Annotated in this window: 21 protein-coding genes; 7 read left to right on the top strand and 14 right to left on the bottom strand. The window is 56.4% G+C overall.

Features of this window, described 5'->3' with window-relative positions; genetic code table 11:
* Position 1 precedes the first annotated feature (1 nt).
* On the top strand, positions 2 to 1,075 hold the full coding sequence (locus JC200_RS10795) for a tartrate dehydrogenase (RefSeq protein WP_274436260.1): 1,074 nt from the start codon (positions 2 to 4) through the stop codon (positions 1,073 to 1,075).
* An 18-nt stretch (positions 1,076 to 1,093) separates the two neighbouring features.
* Positions 1,094 to 2,521, top strand: coding sequence for an aldehyde dehydrogenase family protein (locus JC200_RS10800; protein ID WP_274436521.1), 1,428 nt, complete (start codon positions 1,094 to 1,096; stop codon positions 2,519 to 2,521).
* A gap of 170 nt (positions 2,522 to 2,691) precedes the next feature.
* On the opposite strand, the gene JC200_RS10805 is transcribed toward JC200_RS10800, so the two are convergent.
* Positions 2,692 to 3,558, bottom strand: coding sequence for a carbon-nitrogen hydrolase family protein (locus JC200_RS10805; protein ID WP_274436261.1), 867 nt, complete (start codon positions 3,556 to 3,558; stop codon positions 2,692 to 2,694).
* Positions 3,559 to 3,733: 175 nt separating this feature from the next.
* Here JC200_RS10805 and JC200_RS10810 point away from each other — a divergent pair, with 175 nt between their 5' ends.
* From JC200_RS10810 to JC200_RS10825, 4 genes are all read left to right on the top strand, one after another.
* Positions 3,734 to 3,940 (top strand): DUF3311 domain-containing protein, encoded by a 207-nt coding sequence (locus JC200_RS10810; protein WP_274436262.1) that lies wholly within the window; start codon positions 3,734 to 3,736, stop codon positions 3,938 to 3,940.
* 21 nt (positions 3,941 to 3,961) lie between these two features.
* Positions 3,962 to 5,473 carry a monocarboxylate uptake permease MctP gene (gene mctP / locus JC200_RS10815; protein ID WP_274436263.1) on the top strand — a complete coding sequence of 504 codons (1,512 nt, stop codon included), beginning with the start codon at positions 3,962 to 3,964 and terminating at the stop codon, positions 5,471 to 5,473.
* Positions 5,474 to 5,891: 418 nt separating this feature from the next.
* Positions 5,892 to 7,124, top strand: coding sequence for an MFS transporter (locus JC200_RS10820; protein ID WP_274436264.1), 1,233 nt, complete (start codon positions 5,892 to 5,894; stop codon positions 7,122 to 7,124).
* A 112-nt stretch (positions 7,125 to 7,236) separates the two neighbouring features.
* Positions 7,237 to 7,806 (top strand): hypothetical protein, encoded by a 570-nt coding sequence (locus JC200_RS10825; protein ID WP_274436265.1) that lies wholly within the window; start codon positions 7,237 to 7,239, stop codon positions 7,804 to 7,806.
* A 107-nt stretch (positions 7,807 to 7,913) separates the two neighbouring features.
* Here JC200_RS10825 and JC200_RS10830 read toward each other — a convergent pair whose 3' ends face one another.
* From JC200_RS10830 to JC200_RS10880, 11 genes are all read right to left on the bottom strand, one after another.
* Positions 7,914 to 9,152 (bottom strand): cysteine desulfurase-like protein, encoded by a 1,239-nt coding sequence (locus JC200_RS10830; protein WP_274436266.1) that lies wholly within the window; start codon positions 9,150 to 9,152, stop codon positions 7,914 to 7,916.
* A gap of 84 nt (positions 9,153 to 9,236) precedes the next feature.
* Positions 9,237 to 10,076: an SDR family NAD(P)-dependent oxidoreductase gene (locus tag JC200_RS10835; RefSeq protein WP_274436267.1), complete on the bottom strand. Its 840-nt coding sequence runs from the start codon at positions 10,074 to 10,076 to the stop codon at positions 9,237 to 9,239.
* Between the two features lie 103 nt (positions 10,077 to 10,179).
* Positions 10,180 to 10,806, bottom strand: a complete 627-nt coding sequence (locus JC200_RS10840; protein ID WP_274436268.1) for a LysE/ArgO family amino acid transporter — start codon at positions 10,804 to 10,806, stop codon at positions 10,180 to 10,182.
* A 66-nt stretch (positions 10,807 to 10,872) separates the two neighbouring features.
* Positions 10,873 to 11,943, bottom strand: coding sequence for a M42 family metallopeptidase (locus JC200_RS10845; RefSeq protein WP_274436269.1), 1,071 nt, complete (start codon positions 11,941 to 11,943; stop codon positions 10,873 to 10,875).
* Positions 11,944 to 12,560: 617 nt separating this feature from the next.
* The gene (locus JC200_RS10850) at positions 12,561 to 13,349 is read right to left on the bottom strand and encodes a DeoR/GlpR family DNA-binding transcription regulator (protein ID WP_274436522.1); all 789 of its coding nucleotides are present in this window, start codon (positions 13,347 to 13,349) and stop codon (positions 12,561 to 12,563) included.
* Positions 13,350 to 13,401: 52 nt separating this feature from the next.
* Positions 13,402 to 14,334, bottom strand: coding sequence for a histidinol-phosphatase HisJ (gene hisJ / locus JC200_RS10855; RefSeq protein WP_274436270.1), 933 nt, complete (start codon positions 14,332 to 14,334; stop codon positions 13,402 to 13,404).
* On the bottom strand, positions 14,303 to 15,403 hold the full coding sequence (locus JC200_RS10860) for an ABC transporter ATP-binding protein (protein ID WP_274436271.1): 1,101 nt from the start codon (positions 15,401 to 15,403) through the stop codon (positions 14,303 to 14,305). Before JC200_RS10860 ends, hisJ begins: the two co-directional genes overlap by 32 nt.
* 4 nt (positions 15,404 to 15,407) lie before the next feature.
* Positions 15,408 to 16,175, bottom strand: a complete 768-nt coding sequence (locus JC200_RS10865; protein WP_274436272.1) for an ABC transporter permease — start codon at positions 16,173 to 16,175, stop codon at positions 15,408 to 15,410.
* On the bottom strand, positions 16,165 to 17,034 hold the full coding sequence (locus JC200_RS10870; RefSeq protein ID WP_274436273.1) for an ABC transporter permease: 870 nt from the start codon (positions 17,032 to 17,034) through the stop codon (positions 16,165 to 16,167). The genes JC200_RS10865 and JC200_RS10870 overlap by 11 nt, the downstream gene beginning before the upstream one ends.
* 78 nt (positions 17,035 to 17,112) lie before the next feature.
* Positions 17,113 to 18,261, bottom strand: a complete 1,149-nt coding sequence (locus tag JC200_RS10875; RefSeq protein ID WP_274436274.1) for an ABC transporter substrate-binding protein — start codon at positions 18,259 to 18,261, stop codon at positions 17,113 to 17,115.
* Positions 18,254 to 19,087 (bottom strand): alkaline phosphatase family protein, encoded by an 834-nt coding sequence (locus JC200_RS10880; RefSeq protein ID WP_274436275.1) that lies wholly within the window; start codon positions 19,085 to 19,087, stop codon positions 18,254 to 18,256. Before JC200_RS10880 ends, JC200_RS10875 begins: the two co-directional genes overlap by 8 nt.
* 654 nt (positions 19,088 to 19,741) lie before the next feature.
* Here JC200_RS10880 and JC200_RS10885 point away from each other — a divergent pair.
* Positions 19,742 to 20,971, top strand: a complete 1,230-nt coding sequence (locus tag JC200_RS10885) for an aminopeptidase (protein WP_274436276.1) — start codon at positions 19,742 to 19,744, stop codon at positions 20,969 to 20,971.
* Between the two features lie 12 nt (positions 20,972 to 20,983).
* Here JC200_RS10885 and rsgA read toward each other — a convergent pair whose 3' ends face one another.
* Positions 20,984 to 22,039, bottom strand: a complete 1,056-nt coding sequence (rsgA, locus tag JC200_RS10890) for a ribosome small subunit-dependent GTPase A (RefSeq protein ID WP_274436523.1) — start codon at positions 22,037 to 22,039, stop codon at positions 20,984 to 20,986.
* A 297-nt stretch (positions 22,040 to 22,336) separates the two neighbouring features.
* The gene (locus JC200_RS10895; protein ID WP_274436277.1) at positions 22,337 to 23,167 is read right to left on the bottom strand and encodes an aldo/keto reductase; all 831 of its coding nucleotides are present in this window, start codon (positions 23,165 to 23,167) and stop codon (positions 22,337 to 22,339) included.
* Between the last annotated feature and the right edge of the window lie 182 nt (positions 23,168 to 23,349).

Below are 23,349 nucleotides of genomic sequence, written 5' to 3' on the forward strand. Positions count from 1 at the left end.
CATGATTAAGCACTCAATTGCAGTAATTCCGGGGGACGGCGTAGGTAACGAAGTCGTCCCTGCGGCTTTGAAGGTCCTCGAAACAGTTGCCGAGATTCACGGCGGAGTACAATTTGAGTGGACGCACTTCCCGTGGGGCTGCGAGTACTACTTGCAGCATCAAGTGATGATGCCGAGTGACGGAATTGCGACCTTGAAGTCCTTCGAGCAGATTTTCCTCGGTGCTGTCGGCATGCCGCAACTTGTCCCGGACCACATTTCGCTCGGCGGTCTACTGTTGAAAATTCGCCAGGAGCTCGAGCAATCTGTGAACGTCCGACCAGCTAAGCTTCTGCGCGGCATGAAGTCCCCGCTCGCTGAACCGCAGGCGTTTGACATCCTTGTCGTGCGCGAGAATTCGGAAGGGGAGTACTCCGATGTCGGGGGTCGCGTGCACAACGGACAAGAGGAACTCGCCCTGCAGACCGCTGTCTTTACGCGCCGCGCGAGCGAACGCGTGATGAGGTACGCCTTTGAACAGGCGCAGCGCCGGCATGGCCGCGTGACGTCCGCAACGAAGTCGAACGGCCTCGCCCACAGCATGCCGTTTTGGGATGACGTGCTCAACACTGTGCACAAGTCGTACCCGGACGTTCACACCACGACAATGCATATCGACGCGCTCGCAGCCTTGTTCGTGATGAGACCACAGGTCATCGACGTGGTTGTCGCGTCCAACCTGTTCGGTGACATCCTGAGCGACATTGGCGGTGCGATTATGGGGAGTATCGGGATTGCCCCAGCGGCTAATCTGAACGTAGAGCGCAGATTCCCATCGATGTTCGAGCCTGTACACGGGTCGGCGCCGGACATCGCGGGACAAGGCATCGCGAACCCAATTGGACAGATTTGGACGGCTAAAATGATGCTCGACTTCCTCGGCTACGAGGACATGGGGAACCTTATTTTGCAAGCAATCGAACACTCTCTGGTGGAAAACGTCAAGACTGCCGACCTCGGCGGCACAGCAAACACCAGTGAAGTCACGGAGCACATCATTTCGCACATCCGTCACCTTGCGGACCACCAAGCGTAGACAACCGAGAGGGAAGGGATTCACTTGAAGAAAGACCTATACATCAACGGCGAATGGCTAAAAACGGACCACTACACAGAGCTCAGAGCGCCTTACGACCACCGCGTGATTGCTGAGATCGCGTCCGCCTCCGTTGCCGACGTGCATCACGCCATCGCTTCTGCAGACCGCGCTACCAAGGTCATGCGGAAGATGCCCGCGCATCAGCGTGCGCAAATCCTCGAGAACCTCGCAATTTTGTTGAGAGAGAAGAGGGACGAAGCAGCCACAATTCTCGCAACAGAGGCGGCGAAGCCGCTGACCACCGCATACGCTGAAGTCGACCGCACGATTCAGACCTACAAGTTTGCCGCTGAAGAGGCGAAGCGCATTCACGGCGAAACTCTCCCGATGGACGCGGCGCCAGGCGGTGAAGGTCGCGTCGCCTACATGGTGCGCGAACCGCTCGGCGTGATCGGCGCGATTACCCCATTCAACTTTCCGATGAACCTGGTGGCACACAAAGTCGGTCCGGCCATCGCAGCCGGCAACACTGTGGTTTTGAAGCCCGCCAGCCAAACGCCACTTTCTTCTCTGTTCCTCGCAGAACTGCTGGCAGAGGCAGGCCTTCCGGCTGGCGCCCTGAACGTCGTGACAGGCAGTGGGCGCACAGTCGGCGACCAGTTGGTGACCGACCCACGCATCAAGATGATCACGTTCACTGGCAGCCCAGGCGTCGGCACAAGCATTCGTCAGAAGGCGGGCTTGAAACGGGTGACATTGGAGCTCGGCTCGAACTCTGCCGTGATTGTCGACAACGGCGTCCCGCTCGACAAAGTCATTCCACGCTGCGTCGGCGGTGCATTTTCTTTCCAGGGTCAGGTCTGCATCTCACTGCAGCGGATTTACGTGCACGAGGCCTTGTACGAAGAGTTCGTCGAGCGATTCGTGGAGCAGACCAACGCCCTGAAAGTTGGCGACCCGCTCGATAAGGAGACATTTGTATCGGCGCTCATCTCGCAAGGAGATGTGCAGCGGTCACTCGACTGGATTGCGGAAGCTGTAGGCCAAGGCGCAGTGGTCGCAGCCGGCGGCACGGCGGAAGGAAACGTCCTGCATCCGACCGTGATCCTAAACGTGCCTGTCGATGTAAAAGTGTCCTGCCAAGAGGTGTTTGCACCCATCGTGCTCATCAACAAGATTGCTTCAGTCGAAGAGGGCATCGAACTGGTGAACGACTCGCGGTTTGGACTGCAAGCCGGCATCTACACGGAAAACGTCCACAAGGCGCTCGACGCAGCGGACGAACTGCACGTAGGCGGCGTGATGATCAACGACATTCCAACCTTCCGCGTCGACCACATGCCGTACGGCGGCGTGAAAGACAGCGGTATGGGCCGCGAAGGGGTGCGTTTCGCCGTCGAAGAGATGACCGAGTTGAAACTCGTGGTGTTCAATCGCAACTGACGAACGGCAACTGACGAACGGCAGCAGGGCGACAACAGGGCTGTCCCCACCGTGTCTGACAGGGGGCAGCCTGAATTGTTTCGATTCCGCCGCCCGGGACCAGCGACTGTAACAACCCAAGTCACCGAACTTCCGCGACGAACCTTCCTCCTTTGGTCCCGCCCGCCGTCCTACTTCACCAAATCCCGGTAGAGATTCGGTCGGCGCAGTCGGTAGTAATCAACCGTGGCGTCGCGGTCGGCCAAGTCATTCACGTCGATGTCGCAGACGAACAGTCCCGCATCGGGTTGCGCCTCAATCAACCACTCGCCGTTCGGGTGCATGCAGCAGGAACCGCCGCAGAAGTCTGTGTCGAACTCGGGACCGAGGCGGTTGACGGTCGCGGCAAAAACTCCGTTCTCGAGCGCCCGCGCCGCAGTGAACGTGCGGTGCCACGGGCCAAACGGGTGCATGTTGTCGGCCGGAAAGAGGATAATCTGCGCGCCGTGCAGGCCCGCGATGCGGGCGCCTTCCGGGAACTCGACGTCAAAGCAAATTTGCACCGCCAACTTGCCCCACGGCGTCTGCCACACCGGGAAGACGTCTCCCGGCACAAAAGACTCCGCTTCGCTCCCGAACAAATGCACCTTTGCGTATGTGCCGACCAGCCCTTGCGGCGATACGAGGGAGGCCGCATTATACAGTGGCATGTCCCGTCCGTCCCCCGCCATCTCCACGCCGTACCGCGACGTCCCGTGCTCAACGGTCTGCGCTCGGTAGGATGGGTGCCCGAACACGATAAACAAATCTTCCCGGGCGGCGACCTCTTGCATGCGCGCCAACCAATCGAGCTCGTCTTGCGGTGTCGGCCGCCTCTCCCAGTACTCCGGGTAGTACCCTGTGACGTACAGTTCCGGATACGCGAGCAAGTTCACCTGCCGCCCGCTGCGGCCGGCTTCCGCCGCATAACGCTCCATCTGACCCAGCGTGCCTTCCATGTCCTTGACCACAGGCGTATCCTGAACAAGACCAAGGCGCATCCAGTCCCGTTGCTCCACGTTGCATCCCTCCGTGATCAAACATTCACCTATCCGAGCACAAATCCTGCTGTTAGAATTTCACACAATACTCTCTTCTATACTTAGATTCTGAAAAGCTTCATAATGATGTAAAATAGATTTGGCCTAGGTCTCATTTACTGGCCAGAAGTCGGAATCGAGAGGAGGTAAAGCCGTGAACAACACTTCGAAGCCCCGGGCGAGCCGGTGGTGGTATCTGCTCGCGCTGATTCCCCTGATTGGAACGCTGTTCCCGTCGTTCTACGCATCGACGACACCCATGCTATGGGGCATCCCGTTCTTCTACTGGTACCAGATGATGTGGGTTATCATCAGCGCGGTCATCACGTGGATTATGTATTCAGCTCTCAAAAATGGTTGACAAAGGAGGCGAACGACGTCAATGAACGGTACCGCTTTAACTGTGTTTATCATTCTATTCTTATTTGTAACGGTGTTGGGTTTTGTAGCGGCTCGCTGGCGCCGGGGCGACCTCAGCCAACTTGAGGAATGGGGCCTTGCAGGACGCCGGTTCGGGACAATCGTTACCTGGTTTCTTGTCGGCGGCGACCTCTACACTGCGTATACTTTCATTGCTGTGCCAGCGCTCATGTACGGTGCCGGCGCCCTCGGTTTTTACGCCGTACCTTACACGATTGTTGTCTATCCGATCTTCTTTATGATTTTGCCGCGGTTCTGGTCGGTCGCCAAGAAACATGGCTACGTGACCGCTGCTGACTTCGTCGAAGGCCGCTTCGGCGACAAGACGCTGGCTCTCGCCATCGCTGTCACCGGAATCGTCGCCACAATGCCGTACATCGCGCTACAGTTGACTGGTATGCAAGCTGTCCTCGGCGCGATGGGACTTGGTGGTGACTGGCCCCTCATCATCGCGTTCGTCATCCTGGCCGTCTATACCTACAGCAGTGGACTGCGGGCGCCTGCGATGATCGCGATTGTCAAAGACCTGCTGATCTATATCACTGTGATTGTCGCCATTATTGTTATCCCCATTAAACTCGGCGGCTTTGGCCACATCTTTGCGAGCGCCGCCAAGGCGTTGCCGACGCACACACCACCGGGCTCGTTTATCCCATCTGCTACGGCGTTCTCCGTTTACGGCACCTTGGCGTTTGGCTCAGCCCTTGCACTGTTCCTCTACCCGCACGCCATGACAGGCGTGTTTAGCGCCAATAGCCGCAAGACCGTGCAACGCAACATGGCGTTATTGCCCGCTTACTCGTTCGCGCTGGGCATTATCGCTCTGCTCGGCTTCATGGCACTTGCCGCCGGAGTCAAAGTAACGTCGAGCTCGCAAGCCGTACCAGCCTTGTTTTTGAAAGAGTTCCCAAGCTGGTTCGCTGGCTTTGCCTTCGCGGCCATCGCGATTGGCGCGCTCGTGCCCGCTGCCATCATGTCCATCGCGGCCTCCAACCTATTCACCCGCAACATCTACCGGGCCTACTTTAAACGCAGCGCAACGCCACAACACGAGGCCAAGGTGGCTAAAATCGTTTCACTGCTCGTGAAGCTCGGCGCCCTGGTGTTCATTCTCGGATTCCCGCAGACCTACGCAATTAGCATGCAGCAGGTTGGCGGCATCCTCATTCTGCAAACCCTGCCGGCACTGGTCTTGGGCCTCTACACCCGGTGGTTCCACCGCCGTGCCCTGCTCCTCGGCTGGCTGGCTGGGATTATCTACGGGATTTACATGTGGGGAAGCACAGGCTACAAGTCGACCGTGTACGTGCTGCACATCGGCGGCGCCGCAATTGGTGCCTACGCTGCCATCTGGGCGCTCATCCTGAACATCGTCGTGACAGTCGTGCTGACGTGGGTGTTCAATGCGGCCAAACTGTCGCGTGGTCAAGACACCACCGACGAGGAGGACTACCAACTGGAGGCGAACGCCTGAGGAGAGTTGGACGCAGGAACGGTCGAGGTTCGGATTGGCGCCTGACCTCGGGACGCTCTAGACACGCCCCTCCGATGTTGACCGGTGACAACTGACTGACAGGGCATGGGGCTGCGGACTGCCACCGAGTACGGTGTGGTTCGCGGCCCCTCGCCTGTGGCCTTGACCGTTGCCAGGTGAGAACACACTGGGGTCAGACCGAGCGGATATTCGTAAAGCATATAAAAAACTGCTCTTTACAAGCAGTTTAATCACAAGAACATATGTTCGTTTCTTGGGGCAATTAAAGTAAAAATGTTCAACCGCAATTTTTATATTATTAGTCTAAATCAAGAAAAATTATAAGTCTATACTTGACCTTTAAAAAAAATTATGATATGTGAGCCGCCGTTGGAATCGCTGAAGGAGGCTCGTACACATGAATAAAATCAAATTGCTACAACCTTTTATGACTTCCCGTTCATTTACTGCACTCTGGGGCGGGCAACTCTTTTCAGAACTGGGAAATCAAGCGTTCGGGGTCATTTTACCGTTGGTGGTTTATTCGTTGACGGGTTCAGTTTTGACCATGGCACTCATCATGACCCTGAGAGTTCTTCCTCAAATCCTGCTTCAACCGTTCACGGGTGTCATGGTTGATCGATTACCTAGAGTCTCGGTAATGCTAACGTCTGATTCGCTACGGTTCGTCTTACTTATGGTTCTCAGTATCCTTGGGATTTATCATCGCCTAAGTATTTACGCTTTGGATGTTAGTGTATTTATGTACGGTGCGATGTCCGTCCTCTTTCGACCTGCATATATGGCACTGAGAAGGCAGATATTCACTCCGGAAATCAGAAATTCTGCCATTTCCCTCACACAAGTCAGTAGTCAACTAACTAGCCTGGTGGGACCATCTCTCGGTGGTTTGCTCATGACCTTCGGATCGTCAGTAGTTGGCTTTATATTTGATGCTGTGACATTCGCCTTTTCCATCGTCAGTTTATTGTTTATTCGAAGCACAGATGCAAGGTTAAAGCAGCATCGTTTAACATCTCAAAAACAGACCTTTACGAAGGAGTTGCTTGCTGGGTATCGAGAGACAGTGAGGCACCCTTGGATTTGGGTCGGTATTTTGTCTTGGACTTTTATTATCATTTCTTACAGCGGCATCATTCCAATTCTCTTGCCATGGTTGCTGAAAATTCATCTCAAGGATCCTGACTATGCTTACGGCTTAGTCGTTTCCATGTCGGGAGTCGGTGCTGTATTTGCGGGTATTATTGCTGGTTGGGTACATAGGTGGAGACATAGGGGGGTGATTTCCTATGGAGCAGTTGCCATCCAAGGCTTAGCCTTACTGGGTATGTCGCTCATACGGTGGTTACCTGGTCTCATGATGCTGATGGCAGTAAGTTCCGCAGGTAGCATGTTATTCGGGATTATACACGAAGGTATTCTGCAGGAATTGGTTCCGAACGAATACTTTGGGCGAGTCATTAGCCTTGAGATATTCTCTGCTTCGATTGCGCAACCCATTGGTTATTTATTAACGGGTGCACTATTCCACAATATCGGCGGCATTTACACAATGATGATGGAGGCAGGTACGATGGCTTTGGTCGTACTGTTAACATTGTGCATTCCCTCAATCAGGAAATTCAATTAGCATTCTCCACGATGATGCCATTCAGGTTATTTGGGAGCATAGATGCGACAAGCCGCCTGCGCATGGATATACACGTCACAGAGGCTACTATCATTAGGAAGGGGAGTAGATGATGGACGATTTGAAGGCAGCCCGCATTTACGCTTACACCAGAACATCGTACCTCGTGATTTACTCTATTGTACTAATAGGGTTCCTTGTGTGGGCTTTGACCCTAATGTCTCGTTTACCATCGATCCACGGGACTGTGTCAAACTGGTTTCAATTCGACACTCCGTGGGTCTGCATTGTCGTTCTGATCTGGATACCAGCGCTTCAGAACATTTCTTACCGCAGGAATGTGATCAATATTCTAGTAGACAAGGCGAACTCAACGTGCATGATAGAAGAAGGGACATTTGCTGGGCGCTGGAGACTTCACAAAAAGTCACCGCGATCCATGTCAACTACGAAAGTTCTCACAATCGTTGGATTAGCATTGATCGCTGTCATTATCGCCACCAATCTCGCTGAGTTACAACAAGCCATAGAGCCTACAACCAAAGTGTATGCTGTTCAAGGTCTGTGTGAAGCGGGCTGTCTGATGGGGATTGGTACACCCCTGTCATCTTTCTGGAAATACCCCTACCTGGTAGCCGTCCGCCAAGGGGACAAGTGGCTTAGCCTGCAATACCGTGACTGAGGTATCGAAGTTTAAACAGCGTGCCAAATCATCCGATTGGCACGCCGCTTCTTTGCGATTGTGGGTTTCCAAACAATTGCGAAGCCATATGTGAAATCGCTCGTTGCTCAGTTCTGCACAGCCTGCGAGGCCAAACTGCCCACCGTAGCCAGCACTCGCTCGAGCTCTTCCACCGTGTTGTACGGAGCCATGCCGACGCGCACCAGCCCGCCAATCGACTCAATCCCAAGTTCCTTGACCAAGGTCATTGCGTAGAAGTCGCCGTTCCAGACGTAAATCCCCTGGTCGCCCAGCGCTTCCGCCACTTTATCCGACGTGACACCTGCAAGCGTGAAGGAGACGGTCGGCGCCCGCAGGACATCGCCGACAGGTGGGCCGTACACTGTGACGCCGGGGATGTCTTGCAATCCCTGATAGAGACGGCGAGCCAATTCGTGCTCGTATTCGTAGATTCGGCGCATACCGGAGATGATTTTCTCCCTGCGCGTCAGCGCACTGACATCGCCAAAGCTGGCGAGGAAATTCACAGCCGCGGTCGCTCCAGCCAGTGCCGCGTGATTCAGCGTCCCTGTTTCAATCTTCTCCGGCGCTGATTCCAATTGTGGGCGAACCTTATCCGTCACCAACTCATCAAGCGCGCCAGGTTTCGAGTAGAGCACACCGATGTGCGGGCCAAAGAACTTGTACACGGAGCAGAGCAGGAAGTCGACGTCAAGCGTCACCACATCGATGACGCCGTGCGGCGCAAAGTGAACGGCATCAACGACAAGCTGCGCACCCACCTCGCGGGTCCACTGCCGGATGAGCGGGATGTCGTTGACCGTGCCGACCGCATTCGACGCGTACCCGACGGCAACGAGTTTAGTCTGCGGCGTCATCAACCGTTTGAACGCATCCATGTCAAGCGATGCGCTCTCCAGCACCGGAACCTGTTTGACAACCACGCCAAACCGCTCCAACGTGAGCCAAGGCGCGACGTTGGAATCGTGATCAAGCTTCGTGACAATCACTTCGTCGCCCGGCTGCAGTTTGCGGCTGAATGCCCGTGCCAGAGCGAAATTCATCGTCGTCATGTTCTGTCCAAGCGAGATCTGCATTGCATCGGTGGCGCCAAGCAAATCAGCGAGCGCCTGCCTTGCCCCGTAAATGACGCCGTCCGTCTCCCGACTGGCAGCGAACAGTCCGTGCGTGTTGGCGTTCGAGGTCTTGTAGTAGTCGCTGATGGCGTCAATCACGGACTGCGGCACCTGTGTGCCACCGGGTCCATCTAGGTAGGCGACTGGCTGCCCCGCTACTTCACGCCGTAAGGAAGGAAACTGGTCGCGACACGCAAACACTTCTCCCATTCCCAAGCCCTCCAATTCTAGTTGGTCTACCCGTTCTACTTTTACTCGCGGAAAATGTACGTGCGAAGCGAGTGATTGAATCTTCTAAGCCCAATCTAGCCCAGCGCGCATGCCTCCGTCTACAGGGATGACGGCTCCAGTCATGAATGAAGCAGACTTAGAACTCAAGAAGAGGGCGACGTCTGCAATTTCGCTCGCTTGACCATAGCGGCCGAGAGGCGGAAACTTCCACTTCATAAAATCGTCCGCTGACCTCACTTCTTCGCCTGGACGCAGCATGGTCCGCATTCCCGGCACAACATCGCCCGGAGCGATCACGTTGACACGAACGCCGGACGCTGCCAGATCGAGCGCGAGCATTTTGCCCGCCATGTTGAGCGCAGCTTTGGTCACGGAGTACGCGCCGATGTCGGGCTCACCGACAATCCCGGCATCAGATGAGACGAGAACCACGCTGCCTCGGCTGACTGTGAGTAGTGGCGCTGCCGCTTGAACAGCGGTGACAGCACCCTGAACGTTCACCTGAAACAGTCGCGCGAAATCGCTGGCAGCGGTTTCAAGTAAACGCGCCTTTCGGCCGACCCCCGCCGAACAGACCAAGGACTCCAAGTGTCCGTAACGTTGAGCGATGCTGGATACAGCCTGGTCGACAGCAGCGGGATTAGCTACATCGGCCTGAACAAACCACGCTTCGTTGGGCAACTCGAGGGATGAAGCGGTGCGGCGAAGACGTTCCTCGGCTGCGTGCCCTCGTGCCGCGTCGGACCCCACAATCACGACTGATGCCTGCGCGCGCAAGAAGCGCTCGGCAATGGCGTATCCAATGCCCGATGTCCCTCCAGTGATGGCCACAACGCCATTTTTAAACGAAGGTGCCGGATCATCCACCTCAATGTCGTTCTCCTGGTCGTTCTCCTGGCTCATCAAGAAGTACTCCTTTCCTTGTTGCCTTATGCCAGTTTCTCCGCCGTCAATGTGAATGCCTGCCTCTATGAGGTACGCGGTTACCGACGAGGCGCCCTCTCGCTCACCCATGAAAGCGGTAGATGACGATTCCGAGGTAAATTGCGGACGCCCACATCATCACGGCCGATACCCGGTCAAGGATGCGGTAGGACGTGTTTTTCACCGCCACCTGAGCAAAAAAATGCCCGACAGTAGCCAGCGTGAAGAACCAGAACCACGACACGGACACACAAGCCAAGCCGAACATCAGGCGGTCCGCCGGATGCGTGTAGGCCACTGCACTGCCTCCAATCACGGCCAGCGTGTCGATGAGTGCGTGGGGGTTGAGCAGGGACACGGACAACGTGAAGCCAATCTGCTTCTTCGCCGTCCAAGCCGTGCTCGAGGCTGTCGATGGGTCCTGTGGCTGCTTGCGCCATGTGGCGATGCCTAGATAGACGAGAAAGATGATACCCACGAGTCCCAGGGAGTACCGGATTGCGGGAACGCGAAGCGCAGTTGCCGAGACGCCGAGCACGGCCAACCCGATTAGGAACGTGTCGCACAAGCCGGCCGTGATGACGGTTGGCAGCGTACTTACCCAACGCTTGTGAAATGCGCCTTGCGTCAACACAAAGCCATTCTGCATGCCGAGGGGTAGAATCAATCCGATTGCTAACACCAACCCGTTAATGAGCGCAATCAACAAGGCTATCGTCTCTCCTGTTCAAATCCTGTGCAGCCATGATTGCGCCATGCCTGCGCCGCGACATCCTCACACGAACCGGAACTCGTCCTCGGTGCGTAGCGAAGTGACAAACGCCTTGAACAGGTCCTTCGTCTGTTCGAGGTCGACCAGGTCAATGACTTCGATTGGCGAGTGCGTGTAGCGCGACGGGATGGAGATCACGCCGGTCGGCACGCCCTGGTTCGCCATCGCGAGTTCGCCGCCGTCCGTGCCGATGCCTGGGAACACCTCGAGTTGTACCGGGATGGCGTTCGCCTTTGCCACGTCGATGAGCCGCTCGCGCACGGCTCGGCTCGTGATGAGGCTGAAGTCCATCACCTTCACACACGGGCCAGCGCCGAGCGACAGCGTGTCGTCCATCGGCGCTTCCGGCGTGTCGCTGACAGCTGTCGTGTCAATCGCGACGGCTACGTCCGCCTGTACGCTGTGAGCCGCGACGCGTGCACCGCGCAGTCCGACCTCTTCCTGCACCGAAAACACCGCCGTCAGCGTACCGTGCAACTCGTCGGCAGACAGCTCTTCGAGCGCACGAATCACCACCGCACAACCAGCGCGATCGTCCATCGACTTGCCAGACACCCGCTGCTTGCCGAGTCGCTGCAGCGGATTCGCCCATGTCACGGCGTCTCCCACCGCGATGCCCATCTCCAGTACCTCTGCCCTGCTCGCCGCGCCGACGTCGATGTACAGCTCGCGGTGGCCGCGCACCTTCGACGCGTCCTCGAACTTCACCATGTGAATCGAGATTGTCCCGATGACTCCCTCGACTATTGCTTGGCGCGTCAGAACCTTCACCCGTTGCGCCAGTAGATTACGGTCGTCGTGCCCGCCCAGTTTCTCGAACCGCAGCAGACCGTCCGCTTCAATCTTTTTGATCACGAACCCGACCTCATCCATGTGCGTCGACACAACGACGTGCGGCCCCGGATATGCGCCGCGCTTGGTAGCAACCACGTTGCCAACCCCATCCACTGTGACTTCGTCCACGATCGGCGCCACACGCTTTGCGATATACCCTGCAACATCATGCTCGTAGCCACACGGGCCGCAGAGGGATGTGAGTTCAGTGAGTAATTCGTACATAGGTGATTCGTACACGGGCAACCCCTCCTCGCCGTTCATGATACCACGCTAAAAAGTGAGGGGGTTCGAGGTCAAGGCAGATGTGGGGATTGAGGTCATCGACGCCGCAGGGCCGCGGGGCCAAAGATTAAAGGTTAGCGACGCCAGCGTCGCTAATCGACCAATGACTGGTGAATCCGGCACCTCTGAGTGTCGAAAATGTCGCTAACGGGTGCGAAACTGACATATGGGTGGTGCTACGGCTCGGCTATGTGATCGAAATCGACACATAGCAGGCGCTTCGGCTCGGCTATGTGATCGAAACCGACATATGGCTGGCGGCACGACTCGGCTATGTGATCGAAATCGACACATAGCGGGTGCTACGGCTCGGCTATGTGATCGAAATCGACACATAGCGGGTGCTACGGCTCGGCTATGTGATCGAAATCGACATATAGCTGGCGGGACGGCTCGGCTATGTGATCAATAGCGACATTTTTGCACTTGTCCGGACGTGGCCTGCGTGGCCTGCGTGGCCTGCGTGGCCCACGTTGCCCACGTTGCCTGCGTTGCCTGCGTGGCCAAAAACCAAAGGTTAGCGACGCCAGCGTCGACCAATGACTGGTGCGCTCGGCACCGCTGAAGTCGAGCTACTCCTCTTCCGTCACCTCGGCCACTAGCACTTCAACGCCGCTTTCTTGGATCCCACGCGTTAACTCACCAGCAATTCCAGAGTCAGTCACCATCATGTCGAGCGCCGTGATATCTCCAATCACGGAAGTGGCCCGCACTCCCATTTTGCTCGAGTCAATCAGTCCGATGATTTGGCTGGCGCTCTTCAGCATCACTTTGCGAACCTGGACTTCGGCGTCGTTGTAATCCGTCAAACCGCGATCCAACGAGAGACCGCCCGCAGCGATGAACGCCCGGTTCGCGTGGAAACGCTCGAACACACCCTCCGCGATTGGTCCAGTTAGGTAGGGCTCGTCGTCCTCGAGCTCTCCCCCTGTGACAATCACGCGAGCATCCGAGTTGCGCTTCATCAAGAGCGCCACTTGGAGCGACGGTGTAATCACCGTCAATCGCTTCTTCTCGAAAAGTTGCATAGCAAAAGAGAGTGCCGTCGTGCCGACGTCGATGATAATTGTCTCGCCGTCTTCCACCAGAGATGCGGCAAGCGCCCCAATTGCGCGCTTCGCTGCGACGCGATGACGTTTCCGGCTGTGATACAGTTGGACTGGGCTTTGCCTTGCATCCACGGCACCACCGTAGACGCGTCGGACCACCCCTTGTTGTTCTAACAGTTCAAGGTCGCGGCGAATGGTTTCTCCCGATACGCCAAAGCGCTCTACAAGGTCGACCACGCGAACCGACGAGTGCACAAGAACCTCTTCAGCGATCAGTCGTGCGCGTTCCATCTGCAACAACGGCGAAGACACCCCCAAGGCACCGGCCTCCGTAACTGACATCCGTAACGCAAGTTTCACACAATCACCGCGACTCCACAACGCTTAAAAACCAGTCCCAGCTGGCACCCACATGACTGGGCTGATGTGCGTCAGAACCAAAGACAACAGGTATACCATCCCTTGCGGCTGTACGTATGAACCAACTTGGCACGTAGGGAACACCACATGTCGACACTCGCAGTCCTGCGGTGTTGGCGTCAACCCCAACACCACTTTGTTTGAGCAGCGGCAACAGCGCCTGAAGTCGCTCATCCATGTGGGACTCGCTGACTTCTGGAAGCGCGCGACGAAACTTGTAGATTAAGTTGAGGTGACCAATTCGAGTACGCAGCGGTAAAGACGCTGCGTACTGAATGGCTGTCTCCACCTCGTCGAAGTATGCGTCAACGACACCATCCATAGTGCCGTAATGCGCGATCAGACCTTCCTGGAAGTCTTTCGGCGACCAGTCAATGCACCGCATACCGCCGACACCGGGCAAGAAGTGCACAGAGACAACAGCCTCTTGAATCGCGAACCGGCAATGCTCGACCAACTTCCCAGTGAAGCCCTCCGAACCCGGCAAATAGTCGAGTTCAAGTCCAGGGATGATGGTGAGTCTGCCGCTGTATGACTGTCGCAGACGGGCCACGGTGTCCAGGTAGTCGTCAAGGTCTCCGTCCCGCATCGCAAGGGCCTGCATCTGCTCGTCCTGGTTCAGCCAACCCTTGGGCAATGGCGGGTGTTCCGTCACGGAGTACTGCTCGAAGCCGTGGAAAATGGCTTGTTCTACATATTTCTCCAGACCAGCGCTGTCCCCGTGACGGCAGAAGGAAGTGTGCGTGTGTCCGTCCCATTTCAGGACATCACACTGGGTCTCAGTCGCTTGGTCGTCGCGCTTGAGTGGAATCTTTGCCACCGCCTCAATTAGGTTGTCGCTTGCCTTAGTGCTCTGTTTCAAACGCCGCCGGCGCACTGTCCTTAGTGCCCTCCGCCAAACCCGGATAACACAGCACAAGTCCTACAACGTCTCCAACCTGGACTTCCTGTGACAGTGAGGACATGGCGTCTACCGTCAACAGTTGTCCGGCGACCTCAACCTTGTACCGAGTCGTTGGCCCCATGAACTGAGCCGTGCGAACGATGCCGTTAAGTTCAGACTCTGCACCGCGTGTCAGTCGAACTGACTCGGGCCGCACGAACAATGTGACCATGTTTCCCACGGTCGCATCCGCCTCGTCGACTAACCAGGTGAAAGTAGCCCCGTGATAGTACAGCGACACCTTGCGCATGCCGTTCGCCCACGGCTCCGTACGTTTGACGACAGCCGCAATCGCGTTGCTTTGGCCGACGAAAGATGCGGCAAACTCCGTGCGCGGGGAGTAGTAAACCATGGCCGGTGTGCCTACCTGTTCAACCCGTCCCTGGTTCATGACGACCACTTGGTCGCTGAGTTCAAGTGCCTCTTCCTGGTCGTGAGTGACCATGACGGTCGTCACCTGCAAGGCGGACTGAATTTCCTTAAGCGAAGCGCGCAACCGTTCGCGAACCTTTGCGTCGAGCGCTGATAGGGGTTCGTCAAGCAGCAGCAGCGGTGGCCGAAAAGCCAAAGCTCGCACGAGCGCGACGCGTTGGCGTTCGCCACCGCTCAGTTGTTCCGGGTAGTAGCTCGCACGATGCGCCAACCCTACCAGTTCAAGCAACTCGGCCACGCGCACCCGGATGTCCTCGCGGTTCCACTTGCGCACGCGCAGCGGATACGCCACGTTCTGTGCGACCGTCATGTTCGGGAACAATGCATACGACTGAAAGACGAGCCCGATGTCGCGCTTCTGTGGCGACAGGGAAGTGACGTCTTTCCCGTCAATCAGAATGCGCCCCGACGTGGGCTCGGTCAGGCCAGCTACCATGCGCAGAATCGTCGACTTGCCCGACCCGCTGGGTCCGAGAATCGTGACGAACTCGCCCTTTCCCACCTCAAAAGAAACATCCGAAGCCGCGTGAAACGACCCGTAGTGTTTTGCAAGGTTGACAACTTGTAGCACAGTTTTACGCCCCCCTCTTCCGTCCAGAGACGGTCATCAGGCTCAGAAACACGGCAAGAATCGCAATCACGAGCGCCAGAACCGCCATTGCGGCACCCTGAATCGGGTTGTCCTGGAAAGTCACCTGCAGGTAAATCGGCAAGGTCATGTACGATCCCCCAGTTGTCAGCTGCGTGATGGCGAACTCACCCATACTGATGCTGAAAATGAGGATCGCGCCATTTACAACACCGGGGCGCAACAGTGGCAATTGGATACTCCACCACGACCGGAATCCGGAGGCGCCGAGACTGCTAGAAGCATCGTGATAGGTTTTCGCATCCACCAGACGCAGTCGGTTGAGCACAGCTTGCAGGTAGTACGGCATGCCAAGGAGCGCGAAGGCAAACGGCAACAAGTAAGGCGTACCTGCCCAAGCCAGCGGCGGGTTGCTGAAAAACTGCACATACCCGAGCCCGAGCACAACACCAGGCAAAACAAACGGCAGAAAGCTTGCGCCTTCAATCCACTTCACGATTTTCGGTCGGTACATGTAGGCGTACCAAAGCGGCGGTGTGAACAGGACTACGGAGAGCGCGATACTGACCAGCGAGATGACAAGGGAGTGAACGAGCGACTGCCGAAACGTCGGGTCTTCAACCATGGAAAGGTAACCAGAAAGAGAGACACCGGACGGCGTTTGCAAGCTGAATACCAACAAGCCTACGAGCGGGATCACCATCTCGAGCACAAACAGCGCCAACACAACCGTCGTCCATCCTCTACGCTGCATTGGAGACGCTCCTCCGCTCGGTTCCAGACATCGCTCGCGCCGCGCGCGTCCGCTGCATGACTAGGTATAAAGCCACGGCCAACCCGAGCACCACCATTTCTTCCATCGCCAGAGCGTCGCCAAGCGCCACGTTCATACTGACGTTTCCGTTCATCATGTAACCAATCTGCAGAGGAATCAGGTTCACACTGCCGCCGGCCAGCTCAAATGCGGTGACGTACGTGGAAAAGGCGTTGGCGAACAGGAGTGCAAATGTGCCGAGGAAGCTTGGCAGAAGCATCGGTCGGACGACGCGCCAAAAGTAAAACCACGTAGGCGCTCCCAGAGTTGCTGAGGCTTCCTCCCAATCTGCTTTCATGGAGCCAATGCTTGGCAGCAGTAGCACAATGGCAAGTGGGACCAAAAACGAGGTGTAGACGACCAGCAAACCGCCAAACGAAGCCAAATTCCAGCCGAGTTGCGTGAGATTCAGGTGGAGAGCGTGTTGTAGCAAATTAGTGAGCAAACCGGACGCGCCAAGGGTCGTCATGAACGCCACAGCGAGTGGCAGTCCTGCGAAGTTTGCCATCGTGCTCGACAGCGCAGTCAGTGTGTTTTGGATCCAGCCGATTCGCGTCCGAACGAGACTCCAAGTAACGACGATGCCCCAGACGACACTGACCAGAGCGCTGTAGAGTGACAGGGCAGCGGTCGTTCGAAACGAGTTCAGGTACTCTCCAGTGCTTGTCGCTTGGTAGAAGTGCAACGTGACGCCCTGACTCGTCACGACGCTGCCGATGAGCATGCCGACAGCGGGGACAACGGCGAAAACCATCACAAATAACAGCAACGGCGCAAACAGCAACCAGCCAAACCGCATCACGGCACCCCTTTCGCAATCAGGGCACCCACTGCCGACACACTCACAGTGAGCACCCCGCTAACCCACGAGTTGCGATTACTGACCGAGTACGTCCTTGCCCCACAGCGAGTTCATCTGGTTCACAGCGTTCGTGAAGTTTCCGACCAGGAAGTGCACGCTGTTCATGTTGAGTGGCGGCAGGTGAACACTGGACGGGAGTTTCAGGTACTTCAGGCGAACCGGGTAAGCGCCGCCTTCTGCGTACGAAATCTGACCAGCATCCGAGAATAGGTAATCGTTCAAGAGGCGAGCAGCGTACGGGTGCGGAGCGTACTTGTTGACCACTTCGACATACGGTCCGGCCACTGTACTGTCTGACGGAACGACAATCTGGATGTTCGGGTGACCCTTGAACGCCTGTTGGTCAGCTTCAGCGAGGTAGTTCCAGCGGATCTCGATAGCAGCTTGACCGGTCTGCAGCACCGACGTACCGTCCGGCGTCCCCGTCCAGTTTCCTGACTTCCGCAACTTCTGGAAGAACTGGATGCCAGGCTGGATGTTTTGGGAGCTACCGCCGAAGGCGTAGGCTGCTGCGATGACAGCGTCGAAGTTCTCAGCGGCCTGACGCGGGTCGCCAAAGCCAATCATGCCTTTGTACTCCGGCTTCAGTAGGTCGCTCCAGGTCTTTGGCACATTTTTCACTTTGTTCGTGTTCACTTCAAACGACATAACACCGTAGTACGCAGCAGCCCACGTGCCGTTCGGGTCTTTTAACTGGCTCGGGATTTGGTTCCAGTACTGGTTCTTAAACGGCGCAACGACACCCATCTGTTGTGCTGTAGGTCCAAATTGGATGCCGATGTCACCCACATCGCCGATGGAGTGGTTCTTTTCCTTCTGGAAGGCTTGCAACTCTTCGGCTGAGGTCATGTTGCCTTCGGCCTGGTAGACGGTCTGAATGCCGTACTTTTTCGAGAACGAGCTCCACATGCCGCCGAGGTTCGCCCAGTTCGCAGGCATGCCGAACCCGTGAACGACGCCTTCCTTCTTCGCGTTCGCGACGAGCGTGCTCATCGGAATTTGCACCGGCAAGGCGCCCGATGCACTGCTCGAGGACGTCCCCTTTCCAGCCGAATTACCAGATGACCCGGTCCCCCCGCTTGTCTGAGAGGTAGTGCCGCAACCAGCAACCGCAACAACGAGCGCAGAACCAAGTAACAGCGACGACAGCACATGCTTATTCATGATTAGTTGTGCTCCCTTCTTCGAACCAGCTTTGAATTTCTGCTTGCGCGCTTGCCATGGTCGCAGCTTTCTCGACACCGAGCAGGTGGCAGAAGAGATGTGCCAGATGCAGTTGCGGGACGAGCGACTCTGTCACACCGACTTGCTTCAACTTTGGAGAGAACAGGTAGAGGGGAACGACCCGTTCCAACTCTGTAGTCCCGCCGTGCGATCCGTTCGGGTTCATTCCGTGATCGGCAGTGACCAGCACTTGGTACCCATCTCGCAACCAACCTGGGGCAAACACAGCTAGCAGGGCGTCCGCCATCGCGGCTTGCGCGCGGTACTCCTTGGATGTTCCGCCGAATTTGTGCCCGATGTCGTCCACCCCCATCGGGTGAATGACGACCAGTTCTGGCGAGTGGCGGAGGCGCAGGGATTCCGCATCGGCGTAAACGTGTGAGTCCGGATACGTATCTTCGAAGTAAAACCTGCCGTGCGTGTAACTGCTTGTGTTGTGCTCCTGATTGCGGTGCAGGACAGGGTCGAACGGCGCCTCATGGTACAACTCACTCATCCAGTGGTAACCGCTGATAGCAGATGACCCACCGGCGGCGCGAACTGCGTCAAACACGCTTGGTACGGAAAGCCTGTGCGCGGTCCGATTCGACAGGATGCCGGTGCCAAACGGCTCGACCCCTGTAAAAATACTTGCGTAGCACGGCCGGGACAGACTCGGCAGGATGCTCTGCGCGGTGGTGCGCAGGCCACGTCCTGCTTCAATCCAACCTTCCAGAAAGCCGAGTTCCTCTTCTGCGGTCGCATTGTTCAGACCATCCACAATCACGACGACAAGCTTGTCTAGTCCTGCGATTGCTGTTCTCCTCCCCAGAGTGCGTGATTGTCACTGGCCTACTGCGGATGTGGAATTATGTTGATTTCGAATACAATCTATCATGTGGTTGTGTGGAATTAGTTGAATGTGTGTGAATTGTGGGTAAGTGAGGTGTAAAGACTCTGTAAACCGCAGCTCGCATTTCGCTATAGCGTGTTGTGGACCAATCCGGCTTGACGGGATTGACTTCGTTCCACCGGGAACAGCATACTGAATCGTAAGAAGGCGGCTCGAGTGTGAGCCGCCTTTGCCTGAGCCTGGCGTGCGCATTGCCATAACCTTGAGACTTAAGCCGATACGACAGCCTATTCGTCAAAAACTGGCTTTGGGCCGGCCCAATAGGCCACTGGCAGCAGCTTAACGTCCAAATGTAGGACCGATCGGCCAGTATTTCGGGGGCACAAGCAGCCCCCGGACGCTTAATCTCAGCAAAATAGGGGCGAGCGGCCCTTTAAGCCGTTCGCAACCGCTTAAAGGTCGCCCATCGCCCACATGCAATTCTGCCAGCACGAAAGGGCAGGTCTTACCGCGACGTGTCCCTCATGTTGTGCTCACGTACCCCTACTCGCTGTGCATGATAGTGAACAAACTACGGAGGTGAGTGTCTTGACGACACATCACGAACGACTTGAGGCTTACGCCGAACTTGCCGTCCGAGTCGGTGTGAATTTGCAGACGGGACAAGGCCTCCACGTGCGAGCGTCGACCGATGATAAAGAGTTTGTCCGCCTGGTTGCAGAAAAGGCCTACGACGCAGGGGCGAAGACTGTCTACGTCGAGTGGAATGACCAGTATCTCGACAGAACAACCTTATTGCGCTCGCCGCTCGATGCCCTGTCAGAATTTCCACAGTGCATCGCGGATGGCAGAGTCTCGATGGCGAAAGAGGACTTCGCCTTTTTGGTCATTCAAGCTCCGCGCCCCAGTTTTTTGCAAGATGTGCCGACTGATCGAATGACTGCACGTACCCGAGCCAGCCAAAAGGCACTGCGCGAGTATGCAGAATATACGCGGTCGGACCGCGTGGCGTGGTCGGCCATTGCTGTGCCTACAGCAGAGTGGGCCGACGTGGTGTTCGCTAGTGCTCCGCAAGAAGAGCGTATGGAGCGGTTATGGGACGCGATTTTTCGAGTCACACGGGTGACTCAGTCCCACCCCCGCCAAGCCTGGAAGGAACACGTCGAGAACTTGCAAAACCGCGTGACAGCGCTCAATCATGTGCGCTACGAGAGCTTGCATTACACCGGGCCTGGTACAGACCTCACTGTCAAGTTGCCGAAGAACCACCTCTGGGTTGGCGGCGGGGCGACGAGCGAGAACGGTGTCTTCTTTGTGCCGAACATTCCAACCGAAGAATGTTTCACAGCACCGCTGCGCAGCGGGGTTAGTGGCGTAGTGTCCAGCACCAAACCGCTTGTCTTCGCCGACAAGGTGATTGACGAATTCAGCCTCCGCCTCGAACAGGGACGCATCGTCGAGTACCGAGCAGAACGAGGACAGGACGTGCTTGAGTCGATTATCGAGACGGACGAAGGGGCGCACTACTTTGGTGAGATCGCGTTGGTGCCCCACAACTCGCCGATTTCCCACGAGGGCGTGGTTTTTTACAACACGCTTTTTGACGAGAACGCCGCCTGTCACATCGCCATCGGCAACGCATATTCAATCAACGTTGAAAATGGCCCGTCACTGTCGCCGGACGAGCAAATGGCCGCGGGATTGAACCGCAGCCAAGTGCACGTCGACTTTATGATTGGTTCGGACCGTCTCGACATTGACGCAAAGACTGCGACAGGCGAGACGGTGCCACTGTTCCGGAGCGGAGAGTGGGTGTAAAGTGACACGCCTTTACTCCACTTCCATATAGCGATAGCGCTCTCGGGACTGTTTATTACCCTTGTCTCGATCGCGTTCGCGCTTGGCCAGCTTGCGCTCGATGTAGCGCATCTCCTTTTGCATCTTATGAAAGCTCTGAAGACGCGCTTCAGGCAGTGTTCCTGCAGCGATGGCAGCGCGCACCGCACACCCAGGTTCCTGCTTATGCTCGCAGTCGCCAAACTGGCAATTATGAGCCAGGGATTCGATGTCATCGAACGTGCTGCTGAAACCCTCTTGGTGGTCGAGCAGTTGAAACTCCCGCATTCCGGGCGTATCCATGATGAGCGCCCCACCTGGCGCAATTAGCAGTTCACGGTGCGTGGTGGTGTGTCGACCGTGGTCGTCCCCTTCTCTCACGGTGTTGACAGCCATCACGTCCGCACCGATTAAGCGGTTAATGAGGGTAGACTTGCCAACGCCGGACGACCCGAGCAAGGCTACGGTCTGCCCTATGCCCAGATATGGCGCGAGTTCCTCCAACCCCTCATCTTGTTCGGCACTGACTGCGTGAATGCGAACACCGAACGCTACGGATTCCACCTCGCTAACCTTCGCGCTGACATCTTCGCACAGGTCCGTCTTGCTGAGCACGACCACCGGGTTCGCCCCGCTTTCCCACGCCAGAATCAGCATTCGCTCGAGGCGACGCAAGTTAAAGTCGTGATTGAGGGCAGTCACGAGGAACACAGTGTCCACGTTTGCGGCGATAATCTGCTCTTCAGTGACAGACCCTGCTTCCTTGCGTGAAAACTTGCTTTTGCGGGGTAAGACTGCGTGAATCACCGCTGTCCCGCCCTGCGGTCCTTGCACGGCGACCCAGTCGCCTACCGCAGGGTAGTCGGCCCTGCCCCGTGCGAGATGGCGCATTTTCCCTGTGATCTCGGCGTCACACTCACCGTCGCCAGTGTACAATCTGTATCGTTGTCGATGCTCAGTTGCCACGCGGGCTGGCACGAAACCCTGATCGGCATACGCCGCAAAACTTACTGCCAACTGTTCAGTCCATCCAAGGCGTACAAGGTTCATATTCAAACGATTTTCCTCCAATCGTCTATTTACCACGACAAAAAAAGCCACGAACAAGCTACCCGTGGCCTCATAAAAACGCCCTGGGCAGGTTGACCCAAGGCTTATCTGTCAGACGATATGGAAGAACCTACTCCACGTCGGACCAGACAAGTGAGGGCCATGTCTCATTGCAGCACAAAACAATGCTCCGCTGTTTCATAGCCCTCACTCCTCTGCGTCGAAAGTGCCCTTATCGTAGCACGCCGCTGCCGACAACGCAACATTCAGTGGCGTAGGCGAATTTCAACTTGCAGCCTAAAACTTCAAGTCGTCCGGGTCCGGGCCGACGCGTGTGCCGTTGTTCAGAGAGTCAATCGCGGCCATCTCCTCCACCGTGAGCGTAAAGTCGAAGATGTCTGCGTTCTCCTTGATGCGGTTCTCGTGGACAGACTTCGGAATCGTAATGACACCGTGATCTAAGTCCCAGCGCAGGATAACCTGAGCCGGAGTTTTGCCATGTGTTTCGGCAATCCGCGTGATGGTCGGGTCGTCGAGAATCTGCCCGCGCATCAGCGGGCTCCATGCTTCGAGTCGAATCCCTTTGCTCTCGCAGAACTCGCGCAGTTCTGCCTGGTTCAGGCGTGGGTGTAGTTCCACCTGGTTCACCGCTGGCACCACTTCACTGTCGGAGAGAATGTCCTCGAGGTGGTGAATGTTGAAGTTGCTGACACCAATGGCCCGCACGTGACCGTCCTTGTACAGCTTCTCAAAGGCCTTCCACGTCTCTTTATACAGGCGGGTGCCTGGCCAGTGAATGAGGTAGAGGTCGACGTAATCCATACCGAGTCGCTTCAGACTGGCGTCGAACTCCTGCAGCGTCTGGTCGTAGCCCTGGTCAGTGTTCCACAACTTTGTCGTTACAAAGATGTCCTCCCGCTTTACGCCAGAGTCGCGGACAGCTATTCCGACACCTTCCTCGTTGTCGTAGAGCTTCGCTGTATCGATGCTACGGTAGCCGTGTTCAATGGCCATGCGAACAGAGGTTTCGACCACTTCTCCTGGCGGTGTCTTGTACACGCCGAGGCCAAACCACGGCATCAGGACGCCGTTGTTAAGTGTGGTGCAATCACCGATGTGTGTAGGCATAGTTGACCTCCTCAAGGATCACAAATTCGTACAAACTGCCTTGTGCAAGAGAGGCACAAGCCATTTATCAGTATAGCAAAGTAGGCGACAGGACTCCCCATCAGTCTGCAACTGGCGGGATTCATTGCACGTGTTCAGATGGTCAATTTCACACTAGGCTTGTCTTGGCCACGGGGAAGACA

The sequence above is a fragment of the Alicyclobacillus sp. ALC3 genome (assembly GCF_028751195.1).
In the GTDB taxonomy this organism is placed as follows: domain Bacteria; phylum Bacillota; class Bacilli; order Alicyclobacillales; family Alicyclobacillaceae; genus Alicyclobacillus_L.

What these genes read in the sequence shown, in the direction of transcription:
- JC200_RS10795 (WP_274436260.1), top strand. Translation starts at nt 2, where the DNA reads ATGATTAAGCACTCAATTGCAGTAATTCCGGGGGACGGCGTAGGTAAC.
- mctP (WP_274436263.1), top strand. Translation starts at nt 3,962, where the DNA reads ATGAACGGTACCGCTTTAACTGTGTTTATCATTCTATTCTTATTTGTA.
- JC200_RS10820 (WP_274436264.1), top strand. Translation starts at nt 5,892, where the DNA reads ATGAATAAAATCAAATTGCTACAACCTTTTATGACTTCCCGTTCATTT.
- JC200_RS10825 (WP_274436265.1), top strand. Translation starts at nt 7,237, where the DNA reads ATGGACGATTTGAAGGCAGCCCGCATTTACGCTTACACCAGAACATCG.
- JC200_RS10830 (WP_274436266.1), bottom strand. Translation starts at nt 9,152, where the DNA reads ATGGGAGAAGTGTTTGCGTGTCGCGACCAGTTTCCTTCCTTACGGCGT.
- JC200_RS10835 (WP_274436267.1), bottom strand. Translation starts at nt 10,076, where the DNA reads ATGAGCCAGGAGAACGACCAGGAGAACGACATTGAGGTGGATGATCCG.
- JC200_RS10865 (WP_274436272.1), bottom strand. Translation starts at nt 16,175, where the DNA reads ATGCAGCGTAGAGGATGGACGACGGTTGTGTTGGCGCTGTTTGTGCTC.
- JC200_RS10870 (WP_274436273.1), bottom strand. Translation starts at nt 17,034, where the DNA reads ATGCGGTTTGGCTGGTTGCTGTTTGCGCCGTTGCTGTTATTTGTGATG.
- JC200_RS10875 (WP_274436274.1), bottom strand. Translation starts at nt 18,261, where the DNA reads ATGAATAAGCATGTGCTGTCGTCGCTGTTACTTGGTTCTGCGCTCGTT.
- rsgA (WP_274436523.1), bottom strand. Translation starts at nt 22,039, where the DNA reads ATGAACCTTGTACGCCTTGGATGGACTGAACAGTTGGCAGTAAGTTTT.
- JC200_RS10895 (WP_274436277.1), bottom strand. Translation starts at nt 23,167, where the DNA reads ATGCCTACACACATCGGTGATTGCACCACACTTAACAACGGCGTCCTG.